Origin of the sequence: Rhizobium changzhiense, from assembly GCF_013087625.1 — a bacterium.
Taxonomy (GTDB): domain Bacteria; phylum Pseudomonadota; class Alphaproteobacteria; order Rhizobiales; family Rhizobiaceae; genus Rhizobium; species Rhizobium sophorae.
In genome coordinates this window covers 1,801,510-1,823,920 of the sequence record NZ_JABFCQ010000001.1, presented here as the reverse complement: position 1 = coordinate 1,823,920, position 22,411 = coordinate 1,801,510, and the positions used below count along the sequence as shown (strand labels likewise).

General features: G+C 61.1%; 22 protein-coding genes and 1 tRNA gene. 14 read left to right on the top strand and 9 right to left on the bottom strand.

What is annotated here, in order from left to right; translation table 11 throughout:
- Positions 1 to 4: 4 nt before the first annotated feature.
- Both G9X68_RS09175 and G9X68_RS09170 read right to left on the bottom strand, forming a co-directional pair.
- Complete coding sequence (locus tag G9X68_RS09175) at positions 5 to 1,486, bottom strand: NAD-dependent succinate-semialdehyde dehydrogenase (protein WP_171602089.1); 1,482 nt, start codon at positions 1,484 to 1,486, stop codon at positions 5 to 7.
- Positions 1,487 to 1,552: 66 nt separating this feature from the next.
- The gene (locus tag G9X68_RS09170) at positions 1,553 to 2,833 is read right to left on the bottom strand and encodes a 4-aminobutyrate--2-oxoglutarate transaminase (protein WP_171602088.1); all 1,281 of its coding nucleotides are present in this window, start codon (positions 2,831 to 2,833) and stop codon (positions 1,553 to 1,555) included.
- Between the two features lie 166 nt (positions 2,834 to 2,999).
- On the opposite strand from G9X68_RS09170, the gene G9X68_RS09165 reads away from it, so the two are divergent.
- The 3 genes from G9X68_RS09165 to G9X68_RS09155 all read left to right on the top strand — a co-directional run bounded on the left by G9X68_RS09165 (position 3,000) and on the right by G9X68_RS09155 (position 6,421).
- Entirely contained in the window at positions 3,000 to 3,809 is an 810-nt protein-coding gene (locus tag G9X68_RS09165; protein ID WP_171602087.1) for a MerR family transcriptional regulator, read from the top strand.
- A gap of 206 nt (positions 3,810 to 4,015) precedes the next feature.
- Complete coding sequence (locus G9X68_RS09160; RefSeq protein WP_171602086.1) at positions 4,016 to 4,642, top strand: ribonuclease D; 627 nt, start codon at positions 4,016 to 4,018, stop codon at positions 4,640 to 4,642.
- Between the two features lie 231 nt (positions 4,643 to 4,873).
- Complete coding sequence (locus tag G9X68_RS09155; protein WP_171602085.1) at positions 4,874 to 6,421, top strand: hypothetical protein; 1,548 nt, start codon at positions 4,874 to 4,876, stop codon at positions 6,419 to 6,421.
- A gap of 77 nt (positions 6,422 to 6,498) precedes the next feature.
- Here G9X68_RS09155 and rpsA read toward each other — a convergent pair whose 3' ends face one another.
- The 3 genes from rpsA to aroA all read right to left on the bottom strand — a co-directional run bounded on the left by rpsA (position 6,499) and on the right by aroA (position 10,452).
- Positions 6,499 to 8,202, bottom strand: coding sequence for a 30S ribosomal protein S1 (gene rpsA, locus G9X68_RS09150; protein ID WP_003544285.1), 1,704 nt, complete (start codon positions 8,200 to 8,202; stop codon positions 6,499 to 6,501).
- A 176-nt stretch (positions 8,203 to 8,378) separates the two neighbouring features.
- Entirely contained in the window at positions 8,379 to 9,026 is a 648-nt protein-coding gene (gene cmk / locus G9X68_RS09145) for a (d)CMP kinase (protein WP_171602084.1), read from the bottom strand.
- A gap of 67 nt (positions 9,027 to 9,093) precedes the next feature.
- On the bottom strand, positions 9,094 to 10,452 hold the full coding sequence (gene aroA / locus G9X68_RS09140; RefSeq protein WP_171602083.1) for a 3-phosphoshikimate 1-carboxyvinyltransferase: 1,359 nt from the start codon (positions 10,450 to 10,452) through the stop codon (positions 9,094 to 9,096).
- A gap of 276 nt (positions 10,453 to 10,728) precedes the next feature.
- Here aroA and G9X68_RS09135 point away from each other — a divergent pair, with 276 nt between their 5' ends.
- From G9X68_RS09135 to G9X68_RS09115, 5 genes are all read left to right on the top strand, one after another.
- Positions 10,729 to 11,112 carry a TIGR02300 family protein gene (locus G9X68_RS09135; RefSeq protein WP_011649932.1) on the top strand — a complete coding sequence of 128 codons (384 nt, stop codon included), beginning with the start codon at positions 10,729 to 10,731 and terminating at the stop codon, positions 11,110 to 11,112.
- Positions 11,113 to 11,262: 150 nt separating this feature from the next.
- A tRNA-Ala gene (locus G9X68_RS09130) sits at positions 11,263 to 11,338 on the top strand.
- Positions 11,339 to 11,458: 120 nt separating this feature from the next.
- Entirely contained in the window at positions 11,459 to 11,698 is a 240-nt protein-coding gene (locus G9X68_RS09125) for a GIY-YIG nuclease family protein (RefSeq protein ID WP_171602082.1), read from the top strand.
- A gap of 194 nt (positions 11,699 to 11,892) precedes the next feature.
- Positions 11,893 to 12,573 carry a YoaK family protein gene (locus tag G9X68_RS09120; protein WP_171602081.1) on the top strand — a complete coding sequence of 227 codons (681 nt, stop codon included), beginning with the start codon at positions 11,893 to 11,895 and terminating at the stop codon, positions 12,571 to 12,573.
- A 213-nt stretch (positions 12,574 to 12,786) separates the two neighbouring features.
- Positions 12,787 to 13,575, top strand: a complete 789-nt coding sequence (locus G9X68_RS09115; protein WP_171602080.1) for a YdcF family protein — start codon at positions 12,787 to 12,789, stop codon at positions 13,573 to 13,575.
- A 3-nt stretch (positions 13,576 to 13,578) separates the two neighbouring features.
- Here the strand turns inward: G9X68_RS09115 and G9X68_RS09110 are convergent, their stop codons facing one another.
- A complete protein-coding gene (locus G9X68_RS09110; protein ID WP_171602079.1) occupies positions 13,579 to 14,052 on the bottom strand; it encodes a hypothetical protein in 474 nt (157 codons plus the stop codon).
- Between the two features lie 171 nt (positions 14,053 to 14,223).
- Here G9X68_RS09110 and G9X68_RS09105 point away from each other — a divergent pair, with 171 nt between their 5' ends.
- A complete protein-coding gene (locus tag G9X68_RS09105; RefSeq protein WP_168312068.1) occupies positions 14,224 to 14,859 on the top strand; it encodes a trimeric intracellular cation channel family protein in 636 nt (211 codons plus the stop codon).
- Between the two features lie 20 nt (positions 14,860 to 14,879).
- Here G9X68_RS09105 and irrA read toward each other — a convergent pair whose 3' ends face one another.
- Positions 14,880 to 15,299 carry an iron response transcriptional regulator IrrA gene (irrA, locus tag G9X68_RS09100; RefSeq protein ID WP_003544303.1) on the bottom strand — a complete coding sequence of 140 codons (420 nt, stop codon included), beginning with the start codon at positions 15,297 to 15,299 and terminating at the stop codon, positions 14,880 to 14,882.
- Between the two features lie 301 nt (positions 15,300 to 15,600).
- Between irrA and fabA the strand changes: the two genes are divergently transcribed.
- The 5 genes from fabA to G9X68_RS09075 all read left to right on the top strand — a co-directional run bounded on the left by fabA (position 15,601) and on the right by G9X68_RS09075 (position 18,904).
- Positions 15,601 to 16,116: a 3-hydroxyacyl-[acyl-carrier-protein] dehydratase FabA gene (gene fabA, locus G9X68_RS09095; RefSeq protein WP_017962726.1), complete on the top strand. Its 516-nt coding sequence runs from the start codon at positions 15,601 to 15,603 to the stop codon at positions 16,114 to 16,116.
- 45 nt (positions 16,117 to 16,161) lie between these two features.
- Entirely contained in the window at positions 16,162 to 17,394 is a 1,233-nt protein-coding gene (fabB, locus tag G9X68_RS09090) for a beta-ketoacyl-ACP synthase I (protein WP_017962727.1), read from the top strand.
- Between the two features lie 7 nt (positions 17,395 to 17,401).
- Positions 17,402 to 18,208, top strand: coding sequence for an enoyl-ACP reductase FabI (gene fabI, locus G9X68_RS09085; protein ID WP_171602078.1), 807 nt, complete (start codon positions 17,402 to 17,404; stop codon positions 18,206 to 18,208).
- A 106-nt stretch (positions 18,209 to 18,314) separates the two neighbouring features.
- On the top strand, positions 18,315 to 18,512 hold the full coding sequence (locus G9X68_RS09080; protein WP_171602187.1) for a type II toxin-antitoxin system HicA family toxin: 198 nt from the start codon (positions 18,315 to 18,317) through the stop codon (positions 18,510 to 18,512).
- Complete coding sequence (locus G9X68_RS09075; protein WP_171602077.1) at positions 18,509 to 18,904, top strand: type II toxin-antitoxin system HicB family antitoxin; 396 nt, start codon at positions 18,509 to 18,511, stop codon at positions 18,902 to 18,904. Before G9X68_RS09080 ends, G9X68_RS09075 begins: the two co-directional genes overlap by 4 nt.
- Positions 18,905 to 18,907: 3 nt before the next feature.
- On the opposite strand, the gene G9X68_RS09070 is transcribed toward G9X68_RS09075, so the two are convergent.
- Both G9X68_RS09070 and pnp read right to left on the bottom strand, forming a co-directional pair.
- Positions 18,908 to 19,924 (bottom strand): class I SAM-dependent methyltransferase, encoded by a 1,017-nt coding sequence (locus tag G9X68_RS09070; protein WP_171602076.1) that lies wholly within the window; start codon positions 19,922 to 19,924, stop codon positions 18,908 to 18,910.
- Between the two features lie 75 nt (positions 19,925 to 19,999).
- Positions 20,000 to 22,138 carry a polyribonucleotide nucleotidyltransferase gene (pnp, locus tag G9X68_RS09065; protein WP_171602075.1) on the bottom strand — a complete coding sequence of 713 codons (2,139 nt, stop codon included), beginning with the start codon at positions 22,136 to 22,138 and terminating at the stop codon, positions 20,000 to 20,002.
- Positions 22,139 to 22,411 lie beyond the last annotated feature (273 nt).

Below are 22,411 nucleotides of genomic sequence, written 5' to 3'. Positions count from 1 at the left end.
TGAATCAAACGCCGCCGATGCAGAGATATTTCATTTCCAGATAGTCGTCGGCGCCGTGCCGCGAGCCTTCGCGGCCGAGACCGGATTGCTTGATGCCGCCGAAGGGTGCCGTCTCGGATGACATCAGGCCGGTATTGATGCCGATCATGCCGTATTCCAGCGCTTCCGCCACCCGCCAGACCTTCTTCAGATCGCCGGCGTGGAAATAGGCGGCGAGGCCGAACTCCGTGTCGTTGGCCTGTTGAATGACATCCTCGACCGTGTCGAAGCGAAAGAGCGGCGCCACCGGCCCGAAGGTCTCCTCGCGCGCCACCTTCATGCCGCGTGCAACGCCTGTCAGCACCGTCGGCGTGAAGAAGGTGCCGGCGCCGTCGATGCGCTTGCCGCCGGTCAGCACCTTGGCGCCCTTGGCAAGCGCGTCGCTGACATGATCTTCCACCTTGGCAAGGCCTCGCTCGTCGATCAGCGGCCCGATCACGACACCCGGCTTGAAGCCGTCGCCGACCGACATCTCGGCGACCTTGGCGGCAAGCTTGGCCGCGAAGGCGTCATAGACGTTCGACTGGACATAGAGGCGGTTGGCGCAGACGCAGGTCTGACCGGCATTGCGGTATTTCGAAGCGATCGCGCCCTCGACGGCAGCGTCGAGATCGGCATCGTCGAAGACGATGAAGGGCGCGTTGCCGCCGAGCTCCAGGCTCACCTTCTTGATCTGGTCGGCGCACTGCCGCATCAGGATGCGGCCGACCTCCGTCGAACCGGTGAAGCTGATCTTGCGCACCTTTTCGTTGCCGCAGAGCTCGCGGCCGATTGCCGGACCGTCGACCCCGACGATGACGTTGAAGACGCCGGCCGGAATGCCGGCCTGCTCGGCGAGCACGGCAAGCGCGATCGCCGTCAGCGGCGTCTGTTCGGCGGGCTTCGAGACCACGGTGCAGCCGACGGCAAGCGCTGGGGCGATCTTGCGGGTGATCATCGCCGCCGGGAAATTCCACGGCGTAATCGTGCCGACGACGCCGACCGGCTGCTTGATGACGATCATCCGTTTATCGTCGGAAGGCGCGGGGATCGTCTCGCCGTAGATGCGCTTTGCTTCCTCCGCATACCATTCGATATAGGCCGCGGCGTAAAGGATCTCGCCGCGCGCTTCCGGGAACGGCTTGCCCATTTCGGCGGTCAGGATTGCCGCGAGTTCGTCAGCATTGGCAACCATCAGGTCGAACCATTTGCGCAGGATCGCGCTGCGCTCCTTGGCCGGGCGGGCAGCCCAGCCCGGCTGGGCGGCATGGGCTGCGTCGATCGCCGCCCGCGTCTCTGCCGCACCCATATCGGGCAGCGAGGCGAGCAATTCGCCGGTTGCCGGGTTCAGCACGTCGAAAGTCCTCGTGGCATCGCCTGATGTCCAGACGCCGTCGATATAGCCGGCATCGCGCAGCAAGGGCGAGGAGAAGGGAACGTGTCTGGTCAGTGCAGTGGTGAAAGCCATGTCATATCCTCCTTGGGAGTGCGGCTGCCGCTTGCCGGCGGCCATTGAAATCCGGTTCGGGTGCGCTTAACGGCCCGCGCTTGCTTCCAGCATCGAGGCTTCGAGAATATCGAGCGCTTCGCCGAGGATCTCGTCCTGGATGGTGATCGGCGCGAGGAAGCGGATGACGTTTCCGTGGACGCCGCAGGTGAGCAGGATCAGGCCCTTGTCGAGCGCGATCAGCCGCACCCGGTTGGCGAATTCCGCGCTCGGCAGTCCCGTCGTTCGGTCGTTGAATTCGACGGCGTTCATGAAGCCCGGTCCGCGGATATCGACAATCTCCGGCACCGTCTCGCGCAACGATTCCAGCCGCTGCTTCAGCCGTCCGCCAAGCTGGTTAGCGCGGTTGCAGAGATCTTCGTCGGCAATGACGTCGAGCACGGCGTGGGCAGCGGCGATCCCGAGCGGATTGCCGCCATAGGTGCCGCCGAGCCCGCCCGGTCCCGGCGCATCCATGATTGCGGCGCGGCCGGTGACGGCGGCGAGCGGAAAGCCGCCGGCAAGGCTCTTTGCCATCGTCGTCAGGTCGGGCGCTACCTCGTGGTGATCCATTGCGAACATCCTGCCGGTGCGGGCAAAACCGGTCTGCACCTCGTCGGCGATCAGCAGGATGCCGTGCTGGTCGCAGAGCTCGCGCAGCGCCTTCATGAAGGCGGCGGGTGCGGAGTAGAATCCGCCTTCGCCTTGTACCGGCTCGATGATGATGGCCGCGACGCGCTGCGGATCGACATCGGCGGCGAAGAGCTTCTTCAGCGCCGCCAGCGACTGGTCGGCGGTGACGCCATGCAGCTCGACTGGGAAGGGAATATGGAAGACATCGCCGGGCATCGCGCCGAAACCGACCTTGTAAGGCACGACCTTGCCGGTCAGCGCCATGCCCATGAAGGTGCGGCCATGGAAGCCGCCGCCAAAGGCGATGACGGCCGAGCGGCCGGTTGCGGCGCGCGCGATCTTGACGGCGTTCTCGACAGCTTCGGCGCCCGTCGTGACGAAGATCGTCTTCTTCTCGAAATCACCAGGCAGCAGCGCGTTCAGCCGTTCGGCAAGGTGGACGTAGCTTTCGTAGGGCACCACCTGATGGCAGGTATGGGTGAAGCGGTCGAGCTGATCCTTGACCGCTGCGATGACCCGAGGATGGCGGTGGCCGGTGTTGAGAACGGCGATGCCGGCGGCGAAATCGATGTAACGGCGGCCTTCCTTGTCCCAGATCTCCGCATTCTCTGCACGATCGGCATAGACCTGAGTGGTCATGCCGACGCCGCGTGAAATAGCGGCGTTCTTCCGGTCGGTAAGGCTTGTCGCGTTCATTGGTGGCTCCTGCGCGGAAAGGGTTTGAAAGTTATCTTGTATAATTTCTGCAGATGCATATAAAACTCCTACATTTTTCCTGCAAGAAAACAAGAGGCATTTTTTGCTCCAAACATCACGCTTTTTGATGGAGGCTCTGGGCAATTGGAATCGGGGATAGTTTCGGATGAATGATATTGGGCCTGTACGCTACAAGGTGGCGGAAGCCGCGCGGCTGGCGGGTGTTTCGGCCTCGACGCTGCGCCTCTGGGAAAGCCAGGGTCTGGTGGTTCCCGGTCGTTCGGAAACCGGCCATCGGCAATACAGCGCCGACGATGTGGCGCGGCTGAAGCGCATTTCCTGGTATCGTGTCGAGCGCGGCCTCAATCCCGCGGCAATCCGCGAGGCGTTGGAGAGTGAGGAACCTTCCGCCGATGGCGCCGAGACAAGCCAGGATACCGGCCTAGGCCGTAAGCTGCGCAGCTTGCGCCATGCGAGCGGCAAGACACTCGATCAGGTGGCCGGCGACATCGGCATCACCTCCTCGACGCTCTCGACGCTGGAGCGCACCTCGCAGGGCGTCAGCTTCAAGACGCTGCACGATCTGGCAGAGTATTACGGCACCACCGTCTCGCGCCTCTCAGGTGAGAAAAGCGGGGACGTGCCCGCGCTGGTGCGCGCCGGTGAATGGCGCGCTTGGCCGGAAACGACGCCGGGTGTCGCGGTTCAGCTCCTCGCCGAAGGCCGCCGGATGATGGATTGCCATCGTTTCGTGCTGGCGCCGGGTGCTGCCAGCGAGGGCGCCTATCGCCACGAGGGCGAGGAATTCATGCATGTTCTGTCCGGCCGGCTCGAACTGGTGCTCGACGGCGATCAGTTCTTCGATCTCGGCCCCGGCGATTCACTCTATTTCGAAAGCCGCCGTGACCATTCCTGGCGCAACCGTCACGATGGCGAAACCGTGCTTCTCTGGATCAATACGCCGCCGACATTCTGAACCGCTGAGGATGCAAGGCGCTCCAGCAGCAGGAAAGCGGTTTCGCACTCTGCGCCTTTGCGCTATAGCGCTGCTGCTTAATTCCTTAAATCGGAATCGATTTGAGGATAAAATTATGCAGCCATTCAAAGTGCTACAGCGTCCTTTGCGGCTCTCGAAAAGAAGCGCGGCGCTGTAGGGGATACATTCGAACGAAAGATTGTCTCATGGCGGCCACCATACGTTATCACGAAGGCGATATTTCCGCGGCCGATGCCGCCCGCTACACCGGCGCGATTGCGATCGACACCGAAACGCTGGGCCTGGTGCCGCGCCGCGACCGGCTCTGCGTCGTCCAGCTTTCGCCGGGTGACGGCACCGCCGATATCATCCGCATCGCCGCCGGTCAGAAGGAGGCGCCCAATCTCGTCGCCCTGCTTGAAGACCCCACCCATCAGAAGATCTTTCATTACGGCCGCTTCGATATTGCGGTGCTCTTCCATACCTTCGGCGTCACCACGACACCGGTGTTCTGCACCAAGATCGCCTCGCGCCTGATCCGGACCTATACGGATCGCCACGGCCTCAAGGACAATCTCAAGGAGATGCTCGACGTCGATATCTCCAAGGCGCAACAATCTTCCGATTGGGCGGCCGAGACGCTGTCCCCGGCCCAGCTCGAATATGCCGCCTCCGACGTGCTTTATCTGCACGCGTTGCGCAATAAGCTGACGGAACGCCTGATCCGCGACGGCCGCTACGATCATGCGACGGCCTGCTTCGAATTCCTGCCGACCCGCGCCAAGCTCGACCTGCTCGGCTGGGAAGAGGCCGATATCTTCGCCCATAGCTGAGCGAATTGCCTTCATTCTGCGTTTGCCAATAGCCGTGCCGCAGGCTTGCCGGCGGCCGTTAGCGATTCGTTAACGCCTGTTCATTAATATTCCCGTTAATTTTTATGCATTTCGATGACGCCGGAACTGCGTCATGCGGACAGGAGGATCTGCTGGGATGCAAGGGGACCGGATGAGCGCGGTCCTTTTCTAGAGCCTGCTTTCATCGTCACTTTGCGAAAGGAGCATGCCATGTTGACTCCCGTTCGTGCAGCGTCCAATGCAAGCTTTTCGTCCCAGGGTCAGACAGCGGCGATCGTCGCCGGTGGTCTCGGCCACTCGGTGATTGCCCCAGCACCTGTCAATGCCGTCGAAGCAGCCGACCTTAATTCCGCCATTGCCGGCAAGCTCAATATTCTGCTCCTTGCCGCGCGCGAGCGCATGGTCGAAGCCCTTTTCGATGTCATCGACGCGGCGGGCCGCTCGATCTCGCTGGATCGTGGCGAGGACGAGAGCAATCTTGCTTTTGCCTCTCGGCTTGCCGATGCCATCCGGCGGCTGCCGGCAGCCAGGATCGATGAGGTCGAGCGCCAGCTCACCGAGCAGGGGCACAGCGTGCCGCTCCGGACGATCGCCGAGGCCCTGAAGAACCCGACAGGCCCCGAAGCCGCCCGCATCGTCGCCTATCTGGAAATCGTCCGCTACAAGGATCGCGATCTCGCTGCCCGCGCCGTCGTCCGCTCCTATGGCCAGAACGATGCATCGCCGATGCGCGCCGAAGCTCGCCCCGAGATCCGGCTGCCCGAGATAAGACTGCATGAGGACAGGCTGCCTGCCGCCATGCGTCAGCCGGCAGACACGGCGTCAGCCGATTCAATGGTCGAGGCCGCAGTTCCGGCGACCATCGAGGAAGCGGTCATCGCCGAAGCCGTAGAAGCTGCCGATCCGGAAGCGCCGAAGTCTGAAAACCAGGCTCAGTCCGCCCCGGCGACCACAAGGGAGGTCGCCCCGGAAAAATCTGCGTCGCAGGAGATTGAAACCCGGCAACCCTCGTCGACGGAAGCCGCAGCAGCCGATGATGCGCAGGCAACGCCGGAGCCGCCTGCCATCGAAACCGGTGCGATGTCGGAAAAGGTCGATCCTGTCATTCCCAGGAACTGGGCAGGAATTGTTGCCTCCATGACCGAAGAAGTCTCCGAGATGATCGTCACCATCATCCGCGAGCAGGACATCGAAACCGTGCTGGAGGATGTTCCCGTCGAGGCGGCCGTGGAGATCGATGCGATCCTCGATGACGCCGTCATCAGCGATGCGACCGAGACCTTGACCAGGCAGCCAGCCGAATTCACCGCACCCGATCCTCGCCAGTCCGCAGCACTCCGCCCGTCGCAGATGGATATCGAGACCGTGGCCGCCCGTCAGCCGAAAGAAATCTCCGCGCAACCGCAGATGATGCCGGTTCCCGAGACGGCTGCGGCTTCCTATGTGCCGTTGGCGGCAAGGATGCCAGAGGGATTTGCCTATACCCAGCTGCCTTACCAGTTCGCCAAGGACACGCCGTCGAACGACAAGGCAGGCGAAACGCATCACCAGCATCAGCACCACCGCGACGACGCGTCCGAGGATCAGCAGCAGGCGCAGTCTGGCGGCGAGGATGCCGAGCCCGACGCCGAAGAAACCGACGCCGCACCCGAGCGGAGGACGCCAAGGATGATCGATACCGAACCATCGGCCTATCAGGCAGGCGTGGCCACTGATCCGGTCTATGCGCTTTATCAGCGCATGGTCGGTTGGGAATAACACATTTCATCGCCTGAAAATGAAGAACCCGCCGGATCGCTCCGGCGGGTTCTTCAATTCAAAGGCGGATGCGAGGCTTATTCGCCGCCGCGGTTCTTCAGGGCTGCGCCCAGGATGTCGCCGAGCGAAGCGCCGCTGTCGGACGAACCGAACTGGGCAACGGCTTCCTTCTCTTCCGCAATCTCCAGAGCCTTGATGGACAGCATGATCTTGCGGTCCTTCTTGGAGAAGTTGGTGACGCGGGCGTCGAACACCTGGCCGACCGAGAAGCGCTCTGGGCGCTGCTCGTCGCGGTCGCGGGCGAGGTCGGCGCGACGGATGAAGGAAGTGATATCCTCGTGGTTGACGAGCTTCACTTCGACGCCGCCGTCGTTGACCGCGATGACTTCGCAGGAAACGACTGCATTCTTGCGCAGGTCGCCAGAAGCGGCGGCGTCGCCGACTGCATCCTTGCCGAGCTGCTTGATGCCGAGCGAGATGCGTTCCTTCTCGACATCGACGTCGAGAACGACGGCCTTGACGACATCACCCTTGTTGAACTCCTCGATGACCTGTTCGCCCGGACGGTTCCAGTCGAGGTCGGAGAGGTGCACCATGCCGTCGACATCGCCGTCGAGGCCGATGAACAGGCCGAATTCGGTCTTGTTCTTGACTTCGCCTTCGACTTCAGTGCCGGCCGGATGGCTGCGGGCGAATGCTGCCCACGGGTTTTCCAGCGTCTGCTTGAGGCCGAGCGAAATACGACGCTTGGACGGATCGACTTCGAGAACGACGACTTCGACTTCCTGGCTCGTGGACAGGATCTTGCCGGGGTGAACGTTCTTCTTGGTCCAGGACATTTCCGAGATGTGGATCAGGCCTTCGATGCCCGGCTCCAGCTCGACGAATGCACCGTAATCGGTGATGTTCGTGACGGTACCGGAAATCTTCTTGCCTTCCGGATACTTGGCCTGGATGCCATCCCACGGATCGGACTCGAGCTGCTTCATGCCGAGCGAGATGCGGTGGGTTTCCTGGTTGATGCGGATGATCTGAACCTTGACCTGCTGGCCGATGTTCAGGATTTCCGACGGATGGTTCACACGGCGCCATGCCATGTCGGTGACATGAAGCAGGCCGTCGATGCCGCCGAGGTCAACGAACGCACCGTAATCGGTGATGTTCTTGACGACGCCGTCAACAACCTGGCCTTCTTCGAGGTTCTGAACGATTTCAGAACGCTGCTCGGCACGCGATTCTTCCAGAACCGTACGGCGCGAAACCACGATGTTGCCGCGGCGCTTGTCCATCTTGAGGATCTCGAAGGGCTGCGGGTTGTGCATCAGCGGGGTCACGTCGCGGATCGGGCGAATATCGACCTGAGAACGCGGCAGGAAGGCGATCGCACCGTCGAGGTCGACCGTGAAGCCGCCCTTGACCTGGTTGAAGATCACGCCTTCGACGCGCTCGCCAGCTTCGAACTTGGCTTCGAGCTTGACCCAGCTTTCTTCGCGGCGAGCCTTCTCGCGCGACAGAACAGCTTCGCCAAGCGCGTTTTCGATGCGCTCGACATAAACTTCGACTTCGTCGCCGACCTTCAACAGGCCGTCCTTGGCGCGCGCGCCGAATTCCTTGAGCGCGATGCGGCCTTCAACCTTGAGGCCGACGTCGACAACGGCGACGTCCTTCTCGATGCCCGTGACGATGCCCTTGGTGACATAGCCTTCGGCCAGGTCGTTCTTGGCAAAGGACTCTTCGAGAAGAGCCGCGAAATCCTCGCGGGAGGGGGTAGCTACTGACATAAAATCTCCTGCGTGTCCTGAAACGGAAGTGGACACGTATGCGCCGGTTGGTTTGCGTTGAATGGGCCTGAACCCAGTCCGCCCTCTCTTACGAAGGCAATCCGGCGCTTGGACGGAATTTCAGGCTTGCTGTATTAGAAGCGATCCATGCTCAGAGCACGCAAAATCGCTTGAATTTAGGCATTTCGGCTCAAGACCGCATCGATGATCGATTGAGCAGCTTGAAACGCGGCCTCTATACTCATTTCCGACGTATCAAGCAAGTGCGCATCATCAGCTGGTTTCAAAGGGCTGTCGGCCCGTCCCATGTCGCGTTCGTCGCGCCGCTTGACGTCCTCGAAAATCGCATCGAAATCCGCCGCAGCGCCCTTGCCGAGGATCTCGTCATAACGGCGTCTTGCGCGGACCTCCGGCGAAGCCGTTACATAGAGCTTCACCGGCGCATCCGGGCAGACGACCGTGCCGATATCGCGTCCGTCGAGCACCGTTCCCGGGGTCTTCGTCGAAAACCGCCGCTGCGCCTCGACCAGAGCCCGACGCACCGCCGGCATGACGGCAATCTTCGAGGCGGCTTCGCCGATCTCATGTTTGGAAAGTATATCGCGATCCAATCCAGCGAGTTCAACCTCTCTTGCGATCTTTTCCGCCACCGCCTCGTCGTCGAGCGGCAGGCCGGCATCAAGCAGCGCCTTGGCTGTGGCGCGATAGGTCAGGCCGGTATCAAGATGGTGATATCCGTAGCGCTCGGCGATGCGGCGCGAGAGCGTGCCCTTGCCCGCAGCAGCCGGGCCATCGATGGCGATGGTGAAGGTCTCGTTCGTCATGTGATCAATCCTGCGACAGCGCCCGATCGCGGCGATCGTGTTCGCGGAAATGCGGAGGCTGGTACCATTATTCCGGCACCTCTTCGATCCTTGCCCCGAGACGCTTCATCAACGACATGAATTCCGGAAAGCTGGTCGCGATCATCGCCGCGTCGTCGATCGTGACAGGATGCTCCGAGGCAAGCCCCATGACAAGGAAGCTCATGGCGATGCGATGGTCGAGATGCGAGCTGACCTTGCCATCGGCAGCGTTGCCGAGGCCCGTGCCGTCTGGCCGGCCGCGCACGATGAGAAAATCCTCGCCCTCGTCGCAATACGCACCATTGAGTTTCAGCCCGTCGGCCACAGCGGCAAGACGGTCGGACTCCTTGACCCGCAATTCCTCAAGCCCCTTCATGATGGTCGTGCCCTCGGCGAAACAGGCAGCGACGGCGAGAATGGGATATTCGTCGATCATCGACGGAGCGCGATCTTCGGGAACGGTCACGCCCTTCAACTCGGAATGGCGCACGCGCAGATCCGCCACGTCCTCGCCGCCGGCAAGACGTGGATTCAGCACCTCGATATCGGCCCCCATTTCCTGCAGCGTCAGGATCAGCCCGGTGCGGGTCGGGTTCATCAGCACGTTGACGATGGTGATGTCGGAGCCGGGGACAAGCAGTGCCGCAACCAGCGGGAAGGCGGTGGAGGAGGGGTCGCCCGGAACGTCGATCACCTGGCCCGTCAGCCTGCCGCGTCCTTCGAGCCGGATTGTGCGCACACCCTCGCTGTCCGTTTCGACGGAAAGGGCGGCGCCAAAACCCTGCAGCATCTTTTCAGTATGGTCGCGCGTCATCACCGGCTCGATGACGGTGGTGACACCCGGCGTATTGAGACCGGCAAGCAGGACGGCCGATTTCACCTGGGCGGATGCCATCGGCACGCGATAGCGGATCGGGCTCGGCGTTCCTGGGCCTTTGAGCGTCACCGGCAGCCTGTCGCCCTCGGAGGCACTGACCTGCACGCCCATTTCGCGCAGTGGATTGAGCACGCGGCCCATCGGCCGTTTCGAAAGCGAGGCGTCGCCGATGAAGGTGGAGCGAAAGTCATAGGTGCCGACGAGGCCCATGGTCAGCCGTACGCCGGTGCCGGCACTGCCGAAGTCGAGCGGCGCGTCGGGCGCAAGCAGCGCACCGTTGCCGGTGCCGTCGATCACCCACTGCGCGCCATCCTTGCGAATTCGGGCGCCCATTGCCTGCATCGCCCGGCCGGTATTGATCACGTCCTCGCCTTCGAGCAAGCCGGTGATCCGGGTTTGCCCGGAAGCAAGCCCGCCGAACATGAAGGAACGATGCGAGATCGATTTGTCGCCCGGAATACGGACGCTGCCCGTAAGACCGGCGGATTTGCGGGCGGTGGCGGGCTTTGGCGCGGAGCCCTTCAGCATGGCGCAATCCTTTGCAAATGCAGTCTATTTTTGCCGCAAGACAGGCTTGGCCGGTCGCAATTCCCGTCCGCTTCTGCAGCTGTTGCGGCTCGTTAACATAAACGCGCCGGGCGGTCATCCGTCGGCTTGCCAAAAACCCCGGGCTTCGATCGCAAAGTTTGGCTTTGACACGGGAAGCCACAGCGATTAAGGGGACCGGCTTATAAATTCCGATGGAACGCCGGCTTGGTCGGCATTTGCCGAATCTTGCATTCGGTCATTCACACGAGGCTTATAGTGGCGAAAGCGGAACTTGGAACCAAGCGTACCGATCCGGAAACCGGCAAGAAGTTTTATGATCTGAACCGGGATCCGATCGTCTCTCCTTATACCGGCAAGTCCTACCCTCTGTCCTTCTTCGAAGAAACCTCGGCGATCGCCGAAGTTGCCGAGGAAGACGAGGTCGCGGAAGTCGATACGGAAAACACCGAAGTCGAACTGGTTTCGCTCGAGGATGCCGATGACGCCGCCTCTGGCGACGACATCCCCGATATCGGCGACGACGATGTTGAAATCGAAGGCGATGACGACGACGATACCTTCCTTACACCCGACGAAGACGATGACGACGACGACATGAGCGACATCATCGGCGTGACCGGCGACGAAGACGAAGTCTGAGACCGCATTTCGGCTCGGTGAGGAAAAAATTCTCCGGGCCGCATTTTTTTAGGCTTGCTATCTCCGGAATCCGGAAGTAATAAGCCGCCACTCCGCAGGGCACGCCTTGAGGAGTATCCCAGGACCGGCCCTGAGCCGGACCACCTTGATGGGGCTATAGCTCAGCTGGGAGAGCGCTTGCATGGCATGCAAGAGGTCAGCGGTTCGATCCCGCTTAGCTCCACCAGCCTACGCTCTTCGAGCTTCGGCTCGGCAAGCCGGAAGGCTTGACGGGACGAGGGCGAGAAGGAAGCGGAGGCTGCCGCGCCGAAGTTGCGGAGCAACGTAGGCGGGCTATGATCCTTCCATGAAGTATGTTTACATTCTCCACAGCGTGGAATTTCCTGGTCGCTATTACGTTGGCGTGACGAGTGACCTGAAGTCGCGTCTGGCAAAACACAACGCCGGACAGGTCTCTCATACCTCGAAATTTGCCCCTTGGTCTCTCAAGACTTATGTCGCTTTTTCCGACGAAGCGCAGGCCTTTGCATTCGAGAAATATCTGAAGTCGGCTTCGGGCAGAGCTTTCGCAAAGAAAAGACTCTAGCCGCCGCCCCCTGGGCATTTTGATCTCCGTAAGATTCCGATCAGACAATTGCAACGCCGACCGGGTTGCGCGTTGCGCACGTTGATTGACGTAAAACGCCCCATCCCCTTCCAATCGCCTTTGCCATTTTCTCAATGAAAGGAAATTATCCTTGTCGCCGTAATTTCAGCGATTCGGCTCCAGGACCTCAGCCTATGACCAGAGCAAGACGCCGCCGCATCATCCGGACCCGACGAACCCTGACCGGGCTCGCCCTTGTCGGCTCGATCTCGTTTCTGGCCGGCATGACCGATGCCACCGGTCTTCTGCTGACCGGCGATTTCGTTTCCTTCATGACGGGAAACACCACGCGGGCGGCACTGGCCTTGAGCGAGGGCAATCTTTATCACGCCGCGGTCGTGATCTGTGCGATCGTCGTTTTCGTGCTTGGCAATGCGGCAGGCATCGTCATTTCCCATGTCTCGCAACGCCGCATCTTTGTGGTGCTCGGCTGCGTCGGGCTGGTTCTGGCGTTCGCCTCGATGATGACGGTGCAGAACATGCTGTTCGTGCGGTTCTATATGATCGTTTTTTCCATGGGGATGGTGAACGCCGCCGTCGAGCATATCGAAGGTCTGCCGATCGGGCTGACCTATGTGACCGGCGCCCTGTCGCGTTTCGGCCGCGGCATCGGCCGCTGGATCATCGGCGATCGCCATATCGAATGGACGATCCAGATCGTGCCCTGGGGCGGCATGGTGCTCGGCGCGATCGCCGGGGCCGTCCTGACACGACTGACGGGCGCGCATGCGCTGTGGCTGGTCTCCCTCTTCGCCATGGTGCTTGCGCTTGCCGCGATGCTTATCCCGCGGCCGCTTCAGCGGCGCTTTAACTAGAAGATCGCGCCGCATCGATCCGCCGTTGCGCGGATGAAATAAAGCATGTCGCGCGAAAGTGTGCAGCGGTTTTGCGACACGACATGCGCGAAACCAAAGATCTAAAGCGTGGCAAGCGAATCTGAAAGATCGCGACGCGCTTTAGAACCGTCGCATTCCTGTTACCGTCGAATCGGATAGGAAGGACCGCCGCCAATCCTCAAGGAGTAGGTCTTGTTCGTCATTTCGAAGCTTGTCTGGATTTTCGCTCAGCCGCTGTCGCTGGCTTTCTTCCTCGTCTTCCTTGCTCTGCTTGCCGGCCTTCTGCGCTGGCGTATCCTAAGTATCCTCGCCGCAGCCGGTTCAGCCCTCATCCTTTTCGTCACGCTCTACACCACGGCCGGCAACCTCCTGATGCAGGGTCTCGAGCAGCGCTTCGCAAAGCCGCCCGCGGATCCCGATAACCTGCAATGCATGATCGTGCTCGGCGGCGGCTTCGAAAATGAGGTGAACACGGCGCGCCACGGCATAGAATTCAATGCCGGAGCCGACCGCTTTGTCGAAGCCCTGCGGCTCGCGCAGAAATTTCCGCAGTCGCGCATTCTGGTATCCGGCGGCGACGGCTCCCTCTCCGGCATCTATGAAGGTGATGCGGCGGCGTCCGCGCGTTTCTTCCCGCTCTTCGGCGTTGGCAGGGATCGCCTGATCGAAGAGAGACAATCGCGCACGACCTTCGAAAACGCCGTCAACACCAAGGAATTCCTGGCAAGCCAGGGGCTTTCCAATTGCCTGCTGATTACCTCGGGTTTCCATATGCCGCGATCCGTCGGCATCTTCCGCAAGCTTGGCATCGATATCGTGCCCTGGCCGACCGATTATCGCACCGACGGCCAAGTGAGGCTGGGGTTTGATTTCTCCCAGCCGAACCTCAATGCGCAGAACTTGGCAACCGCGATCCGCGAATGGTACGGCCTCGTTGGCTATTATCTCGCCGGCCGCACGTCGGAACTCTATCCAGGCTGAAAACTATTTCTTCGAGATGGTGACGAATTTCGTGCCGCGGACACGCGCCGTCACGATGCAGGGATCACCTTCGGTGCGGTCGCAGAAGCGCGGATGCATCTTCATCGCCAGCACCATGTTGCCGAAGCGCTGGACGAAATCGTAGCCATAGATCTGCGCCGTCGCGATCATGAAATAACCGCCTTCGGCAACCTGCAGGTAGAAATTATAGGTGCAGCCGTCATCATTGCATTGCGGCCCCTTCTGCCCGTCGCAGGTCAGCTGGCCCTCGTTGACCACCGCGTCGATCAAGCCGTCATTGTTGATGTCCTGCCGGGTGACGAATCCGTCGGCAAACTCGGCCGTCTTGCACTGCTCCTGGAAATGTTTCTTCTCGTAGATCTCGGGATCGGAAATCAGCGATTGCTGGCCGAAGGCGACAGCCGGCATGACCAGCAGCAGAACGATATTCAGAACGGCGAGTAGCAGCGTTTTCACGGCTTTCCTCTTTCGGATAAAGGCTCCCAATACATGTCGCCCAAAGTGGGCAGCGGTTTTTGGGCAACGACATGCAGCAAACAAAGACTTCACCTTTATGGCCACGCCGCCTTGCGCCGCCCTTGCCGCCGTGTTTCTTTCCGGAGATTGTTCGCCGGTTCCGGGGGCCGCATGTCCTTGCTCGTCTATCTCGATTATGCCGGCATTGCGCTGTTTGCAGCGACAGGCGCGCTCGCCGCCTCGCGCAAGCAACTGGACCTGATCGGTTTTTTGTTTTTCGCCATGGTGACGGGAACGGGCGGCGGCACCGTGCGCGATATCGTGCTCGGCCGCGTGCCGGTCTTCTGGGTGCTGAACCCCGCCTATATCCTCGTCTGCTGCATCGTGGGAGTCATTGTTTTCTTCACCGCCCACCTGCTGGAATCGCGCTATCGCCTGCTGATCTGGCTGGATGCGATCGGCCTTGCCGCCTATTGCGTGATCGGCGCCGCCAAGGGCCTCGCCGCCACCGGTTCGCCCACGATTGCAATCGTCACCGGCACGCTGACGGCGACCTTCGGCGGCATCCTGCGCGATCTGATGGCAAACGAGCCTTCGGTGCTGTTGCGGCCGGAAATTTACGTGACCGCAGCCCTTATCGGCGCCGGCGTGTTCACGGCCGCCAATGCGCTCGGAATGCAGCTCTATCTGGCGTCTGCCTGCGGCGTCGCGGCGGCCTTTGCCGTCCGTGGTGGAGCCCTGTGGTTCGGCTGGACCTTCCCGACCTACAGGCACAAGCCCGGCCGACATCCCGACGATGTCATGTGAGGCCTAATTTAGAGGTGTCGTCAGCCCTGCTTCGCCCGCAGGCGGATCACCACGTCGACATGGGCGATCTCCATGCCCTCAGGCGGTTCCGGCAGATTGGCGATCGTCAGGTTGCTGACGGGAATGTCGAGCACCTCGTTTTCGCCTTCGACGAAGAAATGGTGATGGTCGGAAACATTGGTGTCGAAATAGGTCTTGGCGCTCTCGACGGCGAGAACGCGGATGAGACCGGCTTCCGTGAATTGGTGCAGCGTGTTGTAGACGGTTGCCAAGGACACCGGCACGCCGGCGGCAACCGCCTCTTCATGCAGTTCCTCGACGGTCAAATGCCGGTCGCCCTTGGCAAACAGGAGATCGCCGAGCGCGACGCGCTGGCGGGTGGGGCGCAGGCCTGCACCGCGCAGCCTTACCTCTATTGCGATCGGGAATGCACCCGTCATCAAAACCAACTCCGGTTATTCTGGCATAAAGCAATCATGTTTCTTTAAGCGGTATAACTTTTGCATCGGAGCCTTTCAATAGTTCAATGGGGACGGGAGCCCGATAAACGCGGCAAAAACGGGCTTTTGACGCAAATAGGTCTGGTCCCAGCCCTAGCCTTCCTGTATGCGACCACCAAATAATGGCGCAAGCCTGGTCCGGGGCGATGAATGAAGCTGCCTTGCTTGTGCTTCATTTTCTGAAGAACTTGGACTACACGTTCACATCCATCGGCTTGACGCGGGGGGAAAAAGAAACTTTATGACGACCAGACAGTCCAGCTTCTCGTATGAAGAACTCATCGCTTGCGCACATGGCGAGCTGTTCGGCCCCGGCAATGCGCAGTTGCCCCTGCCTCCCATGCTGATGGTTCATCGCATCACGGACATTTCCGAAACGGGCGGCACCTTCGATAAGGGCTACCTCAGGGCGGAATACGACGTACGCCCGGACGACTGGTATTTTCCCTGCCATTTCGAAGGCAATCCGATCATGCCGGGCTGCCTCGGTCTCGACGGCATGTGGCAGCTGACCGGTTTCTTTCTGGGTTGGCTCGGCGAAGAAGGCCGCGGCATGGCGCTTTCGACCGGCGAAGTGAAATTCAAGGGCATGGTCCGGCCACAGACGAAGCTGATCGAATATGGCATCGACTTCAAGCGTGTCATGCGCGGCCGTCTGGTCCTCGGCACCGCCGACGGCTGGCTAAAGGCGGACGGCGAGACCATATATCAGGCGGCCGATCTTCGCGTCGGTCTATCGAAAGACAAGACGGCCTGAAACCGCTTTTCCAGCGGCTGACGAAAACAACAAAGGTTTGATCAGATGAGACGGGTAGTTGTCACAGGTCTGGGTGTCGTGTCCTCGATCGGAAACGACGCGGCCGAAGTCACCGAATCCTTGCGGCAGGCAAAGTCGGGTATCTCCTTTTCGAGCGATTTCGCCGAACATGGGTTCAAGTGCCAGGTCTGGGGCAGTCCGAAGCTCGGTTCGGCGGAACTTGCCGAACTGGTCGACCGCCGCGCCATGCGTTTCCTGTCGCAGGGCGGCGCCTGGAACCATGTGGCCATGAAACAGGCACTTGCCGATTCCGGCCTGGAAGAGAAAGACTACGCTCAGAACGAGCGTACCGGCATCATCATGGGCTCTGGCGGTCCGTCCACCCGCACCCTGATCGAGGCCGCCGAAATCACCGTCAAGAACAACAGCCCGAAGCGCATCGGCCCCTTCGCCGTGCCGAAGGCGATGTCCTCGACCGCATCGGCCACGCTCGCCACCTGGTTCAAGATCCACGGCGTCAATTATTCGATCTCGTCGGCTTGCTCGACGTCGGCGCATTGCATCGGCAACGCCGCCGAGATGATCCAGTGGGGCAAGCAGGACGTGATGTTCGCCGGCGGCCACGAGGATCTCGATTGGACGATGTCCAACCTCTTCGACGCCATGGGCGCCATGTCCTCCAAATATAACGACACGCCGGACAGCGCCTCGCGCGCCTATGACGTCAACCGCGATGGTTTCGTCATTGCCGGCGGCGCCGGCGTGCTGGTGCTCGAGGAGCTGGAGCGCGCCAAGGCCCGCGGTGCCAAGATCTATGCCGAAATCGTCGGCTACGGCGCAACTTCGGACGGATACGACATGGTCGCCCCCTCGGGCGAAGGCGCTATCCGCTGCATGCGCCAGGCGCTCGCAACCGTCAAAGGCGATGTCGACTACGTCAACACCCACGGCACCTCGACGCCGGTGGGCGACAGTAAGGAAATCGGCGCCATCCGCGAAGTATTCGGCTCGAAGATCCCGCATATCCAGTCGACCAAGTCGCTGACCGGCCATTCGCTTGGCGCTGCCGGCGTGCAGGAATCGATCTATTCCCTGCTGATGATGCAGCAAGGCTTCATCGGCGAAAGCGCCCATATCACCGAGCTCGATCCCGAATTCGAAGGCGTGCCGATCGTGCGCAAGCGTATCGACGACGCGAAGATCGACATCGCCCTCTCCAATTCCTTCGGCTTCGGCGGCACCAACGCCACGCTCGTCTTCCAGCGCTATAACGGATAATAATAGTATGACGGGAATCATGCAGGGTAAGCGCGGGCTCGTCATGGGCGTCGCCAACAACCACTCGATCGCCTGGGGAATTTCAAAAGCTCTCGCCGCACAGGGTGCGGAACTCGCCTTCACCTATCAGGGCGATGCGCTCGGCAAGCGCGTCAAGCCGCTTGCTGCCGAGGTGAACTCGGATTTCGTCCTGCCCTGCGACGTCGAGGACATCGCCTCGGTCGATGCCGTCGTCGATGCGATAAGCGAGCGCTGGGGCAAGCTCGATTTCATCGTCCATGCCATCGGCTTTTCCGACAAGAACGAGCTGAAGGGTCTCTACGCCGATACGACGCGTGAGAATTTCAGCCGCACTATGGTCATTTCCTGTTTCTCCTTCACCGAGATCGCCAAGCGCTGCGCTCCGTTGATGGAAGATGGTGGTGCGATGCTGACGCTGACCTATAATGGCTCGACGCGCGTCATCCCGAATTACAACGTCATGGGCGTTGCCAAGGCAGCACTGGAGGCTTCGGTGCGCTATCTCGCTGCCGACTACGGCCCACGCGGCATCCGCGTCAACGCCATTTCCGCCGGCCCCATCCGCACGCTTGCCGGCGCCGGCATCTCCGATGCGCGCGCGATCCTCTCCTGGAACCAGCGCAATGCGCCGCTGCGCAAGACCGTCACCATCGATCAGGTCGGCAGCTCGGCTCTCTACCTGCTCTCCGACCTTTCCTCCGGCGTCACCGGCGAAATCCACTTCGTCGACGCCGGCTTCAACGTCACCTCCATGCCGACGCTGGAAACGCTGCGCAAGGCGGACGTCGAATAACAGTCTTGTTCCGATAGCTCTGCTAGGCGGCCATGCGTATTATAATGCGCGTGGCCTTGTTGTTTTGTCCGGAAGAGTTATATTGCCAAAGGATTTGGGGCGATCCGTGGAGCGAAACAGTCAGAAGATTATTGCCAGGCTGAAGCGCGAAGGCTTCGAAGTCGTTTCGATCAAAGGCTCGCACCACAAGCTTCGAAGAGGTAGTCAGACCATCATCGTTCCGCACCCGAAGAAGGATCTGCCGACCGGCACGGCTCTTGCTATTGCAAAACAGGCCGGATGGAATGCGAGTGACAAATCATGAAATATTTCATTGCCCTCGTGCATAAGGATAGCGACAGCGCTTTCGGGATCAGCTTTCCAGATCTGCCTTCGATATTCTCTGCTGCCGATGAGGAAGAGGACCTGACTGCAAACGCCATCGAAGCGTTGCGCCTCTGGGCGGAGGACGAAGCCCTGCCGATGCCCTCCTCATACGACGAGATCAGTTCCAGACAGGATATCCGCGAGCAACTGGCCGCTGGTGCTTTTCTGACGCGTATTCCCTTTATCGAGGATACGACGCGCACCGTCCGAGCCAATGTCACCTTCGACAAAGGCATGTTGGATGCAATCGACAAGGCCGCGAAAGAGCGCGGGCTAACCCGCTCGGCTTTCCTTGCGAGTGCCGCCCGCAAGGAAATCGAAGCCGCGTAAAGCTTATTTCTTCGCCCAGAGAACCTTGAACCGGGCGTTGCGGCAGGTTTCGCCGCTTTCCCTGAAATTCGCCGCCAGAACCGGCTCGTAAGGCAGGCCGCGATTGGCGACGAGCATCAGGCGGCCGCCGCCACGAAGGGCGGATGCGGCAGTCTTGATCATTGCCTGGCCGAGCGCCGGCTCGGCCGCGTGCCCCTCATGGAAGGGCGGGTTCATGATGACGAGATCGTATTTGTCCTTGACCGGCTCTCCCGCCAGATCGTGCCAGAAGAAGCGCGCAGGCGCGTTCGGGCAGTTCTCCGCCAGATTACCCCTGGCAGCCGCGAGAGCCGCGTGATCGGCCTCGTAGAGGTCGAGGCGCGTCAGTCCACGCGACTTCCGCGCCATCTCGACGGAGAGATAGCCCCATCCGGCCCCGAAATCCGCAACGTCGCCGGTGAAGTCCTCAGGCAGGCGCGAGGCGAGCAGCTCCGATCCGGCGTCGATGCGGTCATGCGAGAACATGCCGGCGGTTGCATTGAAACGGCCGTCGACGCGGACCGGCGCCTTTGCCAGCTTGGAGATAATCTCGTCGGAGTCCGCCGGTCGACCAAACCAGAAGGCGACGCCATGATATTTCGGCATATGGTCGACGGCGAGATTGAAACCTTCCATCCGCTTGCGCAGTGGCTGGATGCCGTCTTCCTTGGCGCCGGCAACGACGATCAGGCCACCGAGCCGCGTTCGGGCGATAGCGGCAGCAAGATTGGCCTCGTTCTCACCCTTGTGTTTGGTGCAGAGCACCAGAGCCGCATCGTAGTCCTCGCCGTCGATCTCCGGCTTCGCTTCGATCCGCTGGGCCAGCAGCTGCCGGTAGAGCGGCCGGAAGCCTTGGACGGCGCTGAGCGAGGCGGCAAAGCCTTCCGGCAGCGCAAAGCCTGCCTCGGCGCCGAGGAAGAGCACGCGCTCGCCCTCGCCGGGCGCCGCGACTGTGCCGCTGGCAAAGGGATGGAACAGGGTCTTCAGCGTCTCGCTGCTCATGGTCTCGTCTCGTCTTCTCATACAAAAAAGGGCGCGGAAGCATTCCCGCGCCCGATATTAAATTTGGAAGGCGGCTTATTCGGCCGCTTCTTCCTTCTTCTTCTCGTTCGCAATTTCCTGGCCGGTGGCCTGGTCGACGACCTTCATCGACAGGCGAACCTTGCCGCGTTCGTCGAAGCCGAGCAGCTTGACCCAGACCTTGTCGCCTTCCTTGACGACGTCCTGCGTCTTGGCAACACGCTCGGAAGCAAGCTGCGAGATGTGGACGAGACCGTCACGGGCGCCGAAGAAGTTGACGAAGGCGCCGAAGTCGGCGGTCTTGACGACCGTGCCTTCGTAGACTTGGCCGATCTCAGGTTCGGCGACGATCGAGTGGATCCACTTGCGGGCCGCTTCGATCTCCTTGCCGGAGGAGGAGGCGATCTTGACGGTGCCGTCATCCTCGATGTTGATCTTCGCGCCGGTCTTTTCGACGATTTCGCGAATGACCTTGCCGCCGGAGCCGATGACTTCACGGATCTTGTCGACCGGGATGTTCATGACTTCGATGCGCGGAGCGAATTCGCCGAGTTGGCCGCGGCTTTCGGTGATGGCCTTGGACATTTCGCCGAGGATGTGGGCGCGACCGCCCTGGGCCTGGCCAAGAGCAACCTTCATGATCTCTTCGGTGATACCGGCGATCTTGATGTCCATCTGCAGCGAGGTGATGCCGTCGGCGGTACCGGCGACCTTGAAGTCCATGTCGCCGAGGTGGTCTTCGTCACCGAGAATGTCGGAGAGGACAGCGAAGCGATCGCCTTCCAGGATCAGACCCATGGCGATACCGGCAACCGGCTTTGCCAGCGGAACGCCGGCGTCCATCAGAGCGAGCGAGGTGCCGCAGACGGTCGCCATCGAGGACGAGCCATTCGACTCGGTGATCTCGGAGACGACACGCAGCGTGTAGGGGAATTGCTCGGGCGTCGGCAGCATCGGACGGATCGCGCGCCATGCGAGCTTGCCGTGGCCGATTTCGCGGCGACCCGGGGAGCCCATGCGGCCGGTCTCGCCAACCGAGTAGGGAGGGAAGTTGTAATGGAGCAGGAAGCGCTCCTTGTACATGCCCGTCAGGCTGTCGACATACTGCTCGTCTTCGCCGGTGCCAAGGGTGGCAACCACGATCGCCTGCGTTTCACCGCGGGTGAAGAGCGCCGAACCATGGGTGCGCGGCAGAAGGCCGACTTCCGAAACGATCGGACGAACGGTTTCGAGGTCGCGGCCGTCGATGCGGCTCTTGGTGTCGAGGATGTTCCAGCGGACAATCTTTGCCTGCAGATGCTTGAAGATCGCGCCGACTTCCTCGGGCGTGTACCGGGCTTCGCCTTCCTCGGGGAGGAAGTGTGCCTTCACCTTCGCCTTGACGGCGTCGACGGCGGCGTAGCGGTCAGCCTTCTGGGTGATCTTGTAGGCTTCGCGAAGTTCACCTTCGGCAAGGCCGAGCATCTCGGTTTCGAGAGCGGAGTAGTCTTCCGGCTGGAAGTCGCGCGGCTCCTTGGCGGCCACTTCGGCGAGCTTGATGATCGCGTCGAGAACCGGCTGGAAGCCCTTGTGCCCGAACATGACGGCGCCGAGCATGACGTCTTCGTTGAGTTCCTTGGCTTCGGATTCCACCATCAGCACGGCGTCGTAGGTGCCGGCGACGACGAGGTCGAGGCTCGATTCGTCCATCTCGTCGAGATGCGGGTTGAGAACGTATTCGCCGTTGATGTAGCCGACGCGCGCACCGCCGACCGGGCCCATGAAGGGAACGCCGGACAGCGTCAGCGCTGCCGAGGTGGCAACCATCGACAGCACGTCGGGATTGTTTTCAAGGTCGTGCTGGATGACGGTAACGACGACCTGCGTGTCGTTCTTGTAGCCTTCCGGGAAGAGCGGGCGGATCGGGCGGTCGATCAGGCGGGAAACGAGGGTCTCGTTCTCGCTCGGGCGGCCTTCACGCTTGAAATAGCCGCCGGGGATCTTGCCGGCAGCGTAGGTCTTTTCCTGGTAGTTGACGGTGAGCGGAAAGAAGTCCTGGCCGGGCTTCGGCGACTTGGCCGAGACGACGGTGGCGAGAACGACGGTTTCGCCGTAGGTGGCGAGAACCGCGCCGTCGGCCTGACGGGCGATCTTGCCGGTTTCGAGCTTCAGCGGGCGGCCGGCCCACTCGATTTCGACTGTGTGTGTATCAAACATGTCTTGTCCTTCAATGCGGGAGCACGCGCCATCGCCGATATCAAGGCGCAGCGCACAGTCGACCGCAATCAATGTGACGTATCACGGGCAAGACAACGGGAGGCTTTTCATCCTCGGTTTCCTCAGGGGATCCTCAGAAACCGGGCCAAAGCTCATTGACAAGCCTTGGCCGAAAGCATCCGGCAATCCTGCCCCATGACAGGTCAACGGTTGGTTTGGCAGATCCGGCCCATCCGGGTCTGCCGGTCGTTCCATCGCTAAAAGATAGGGCGC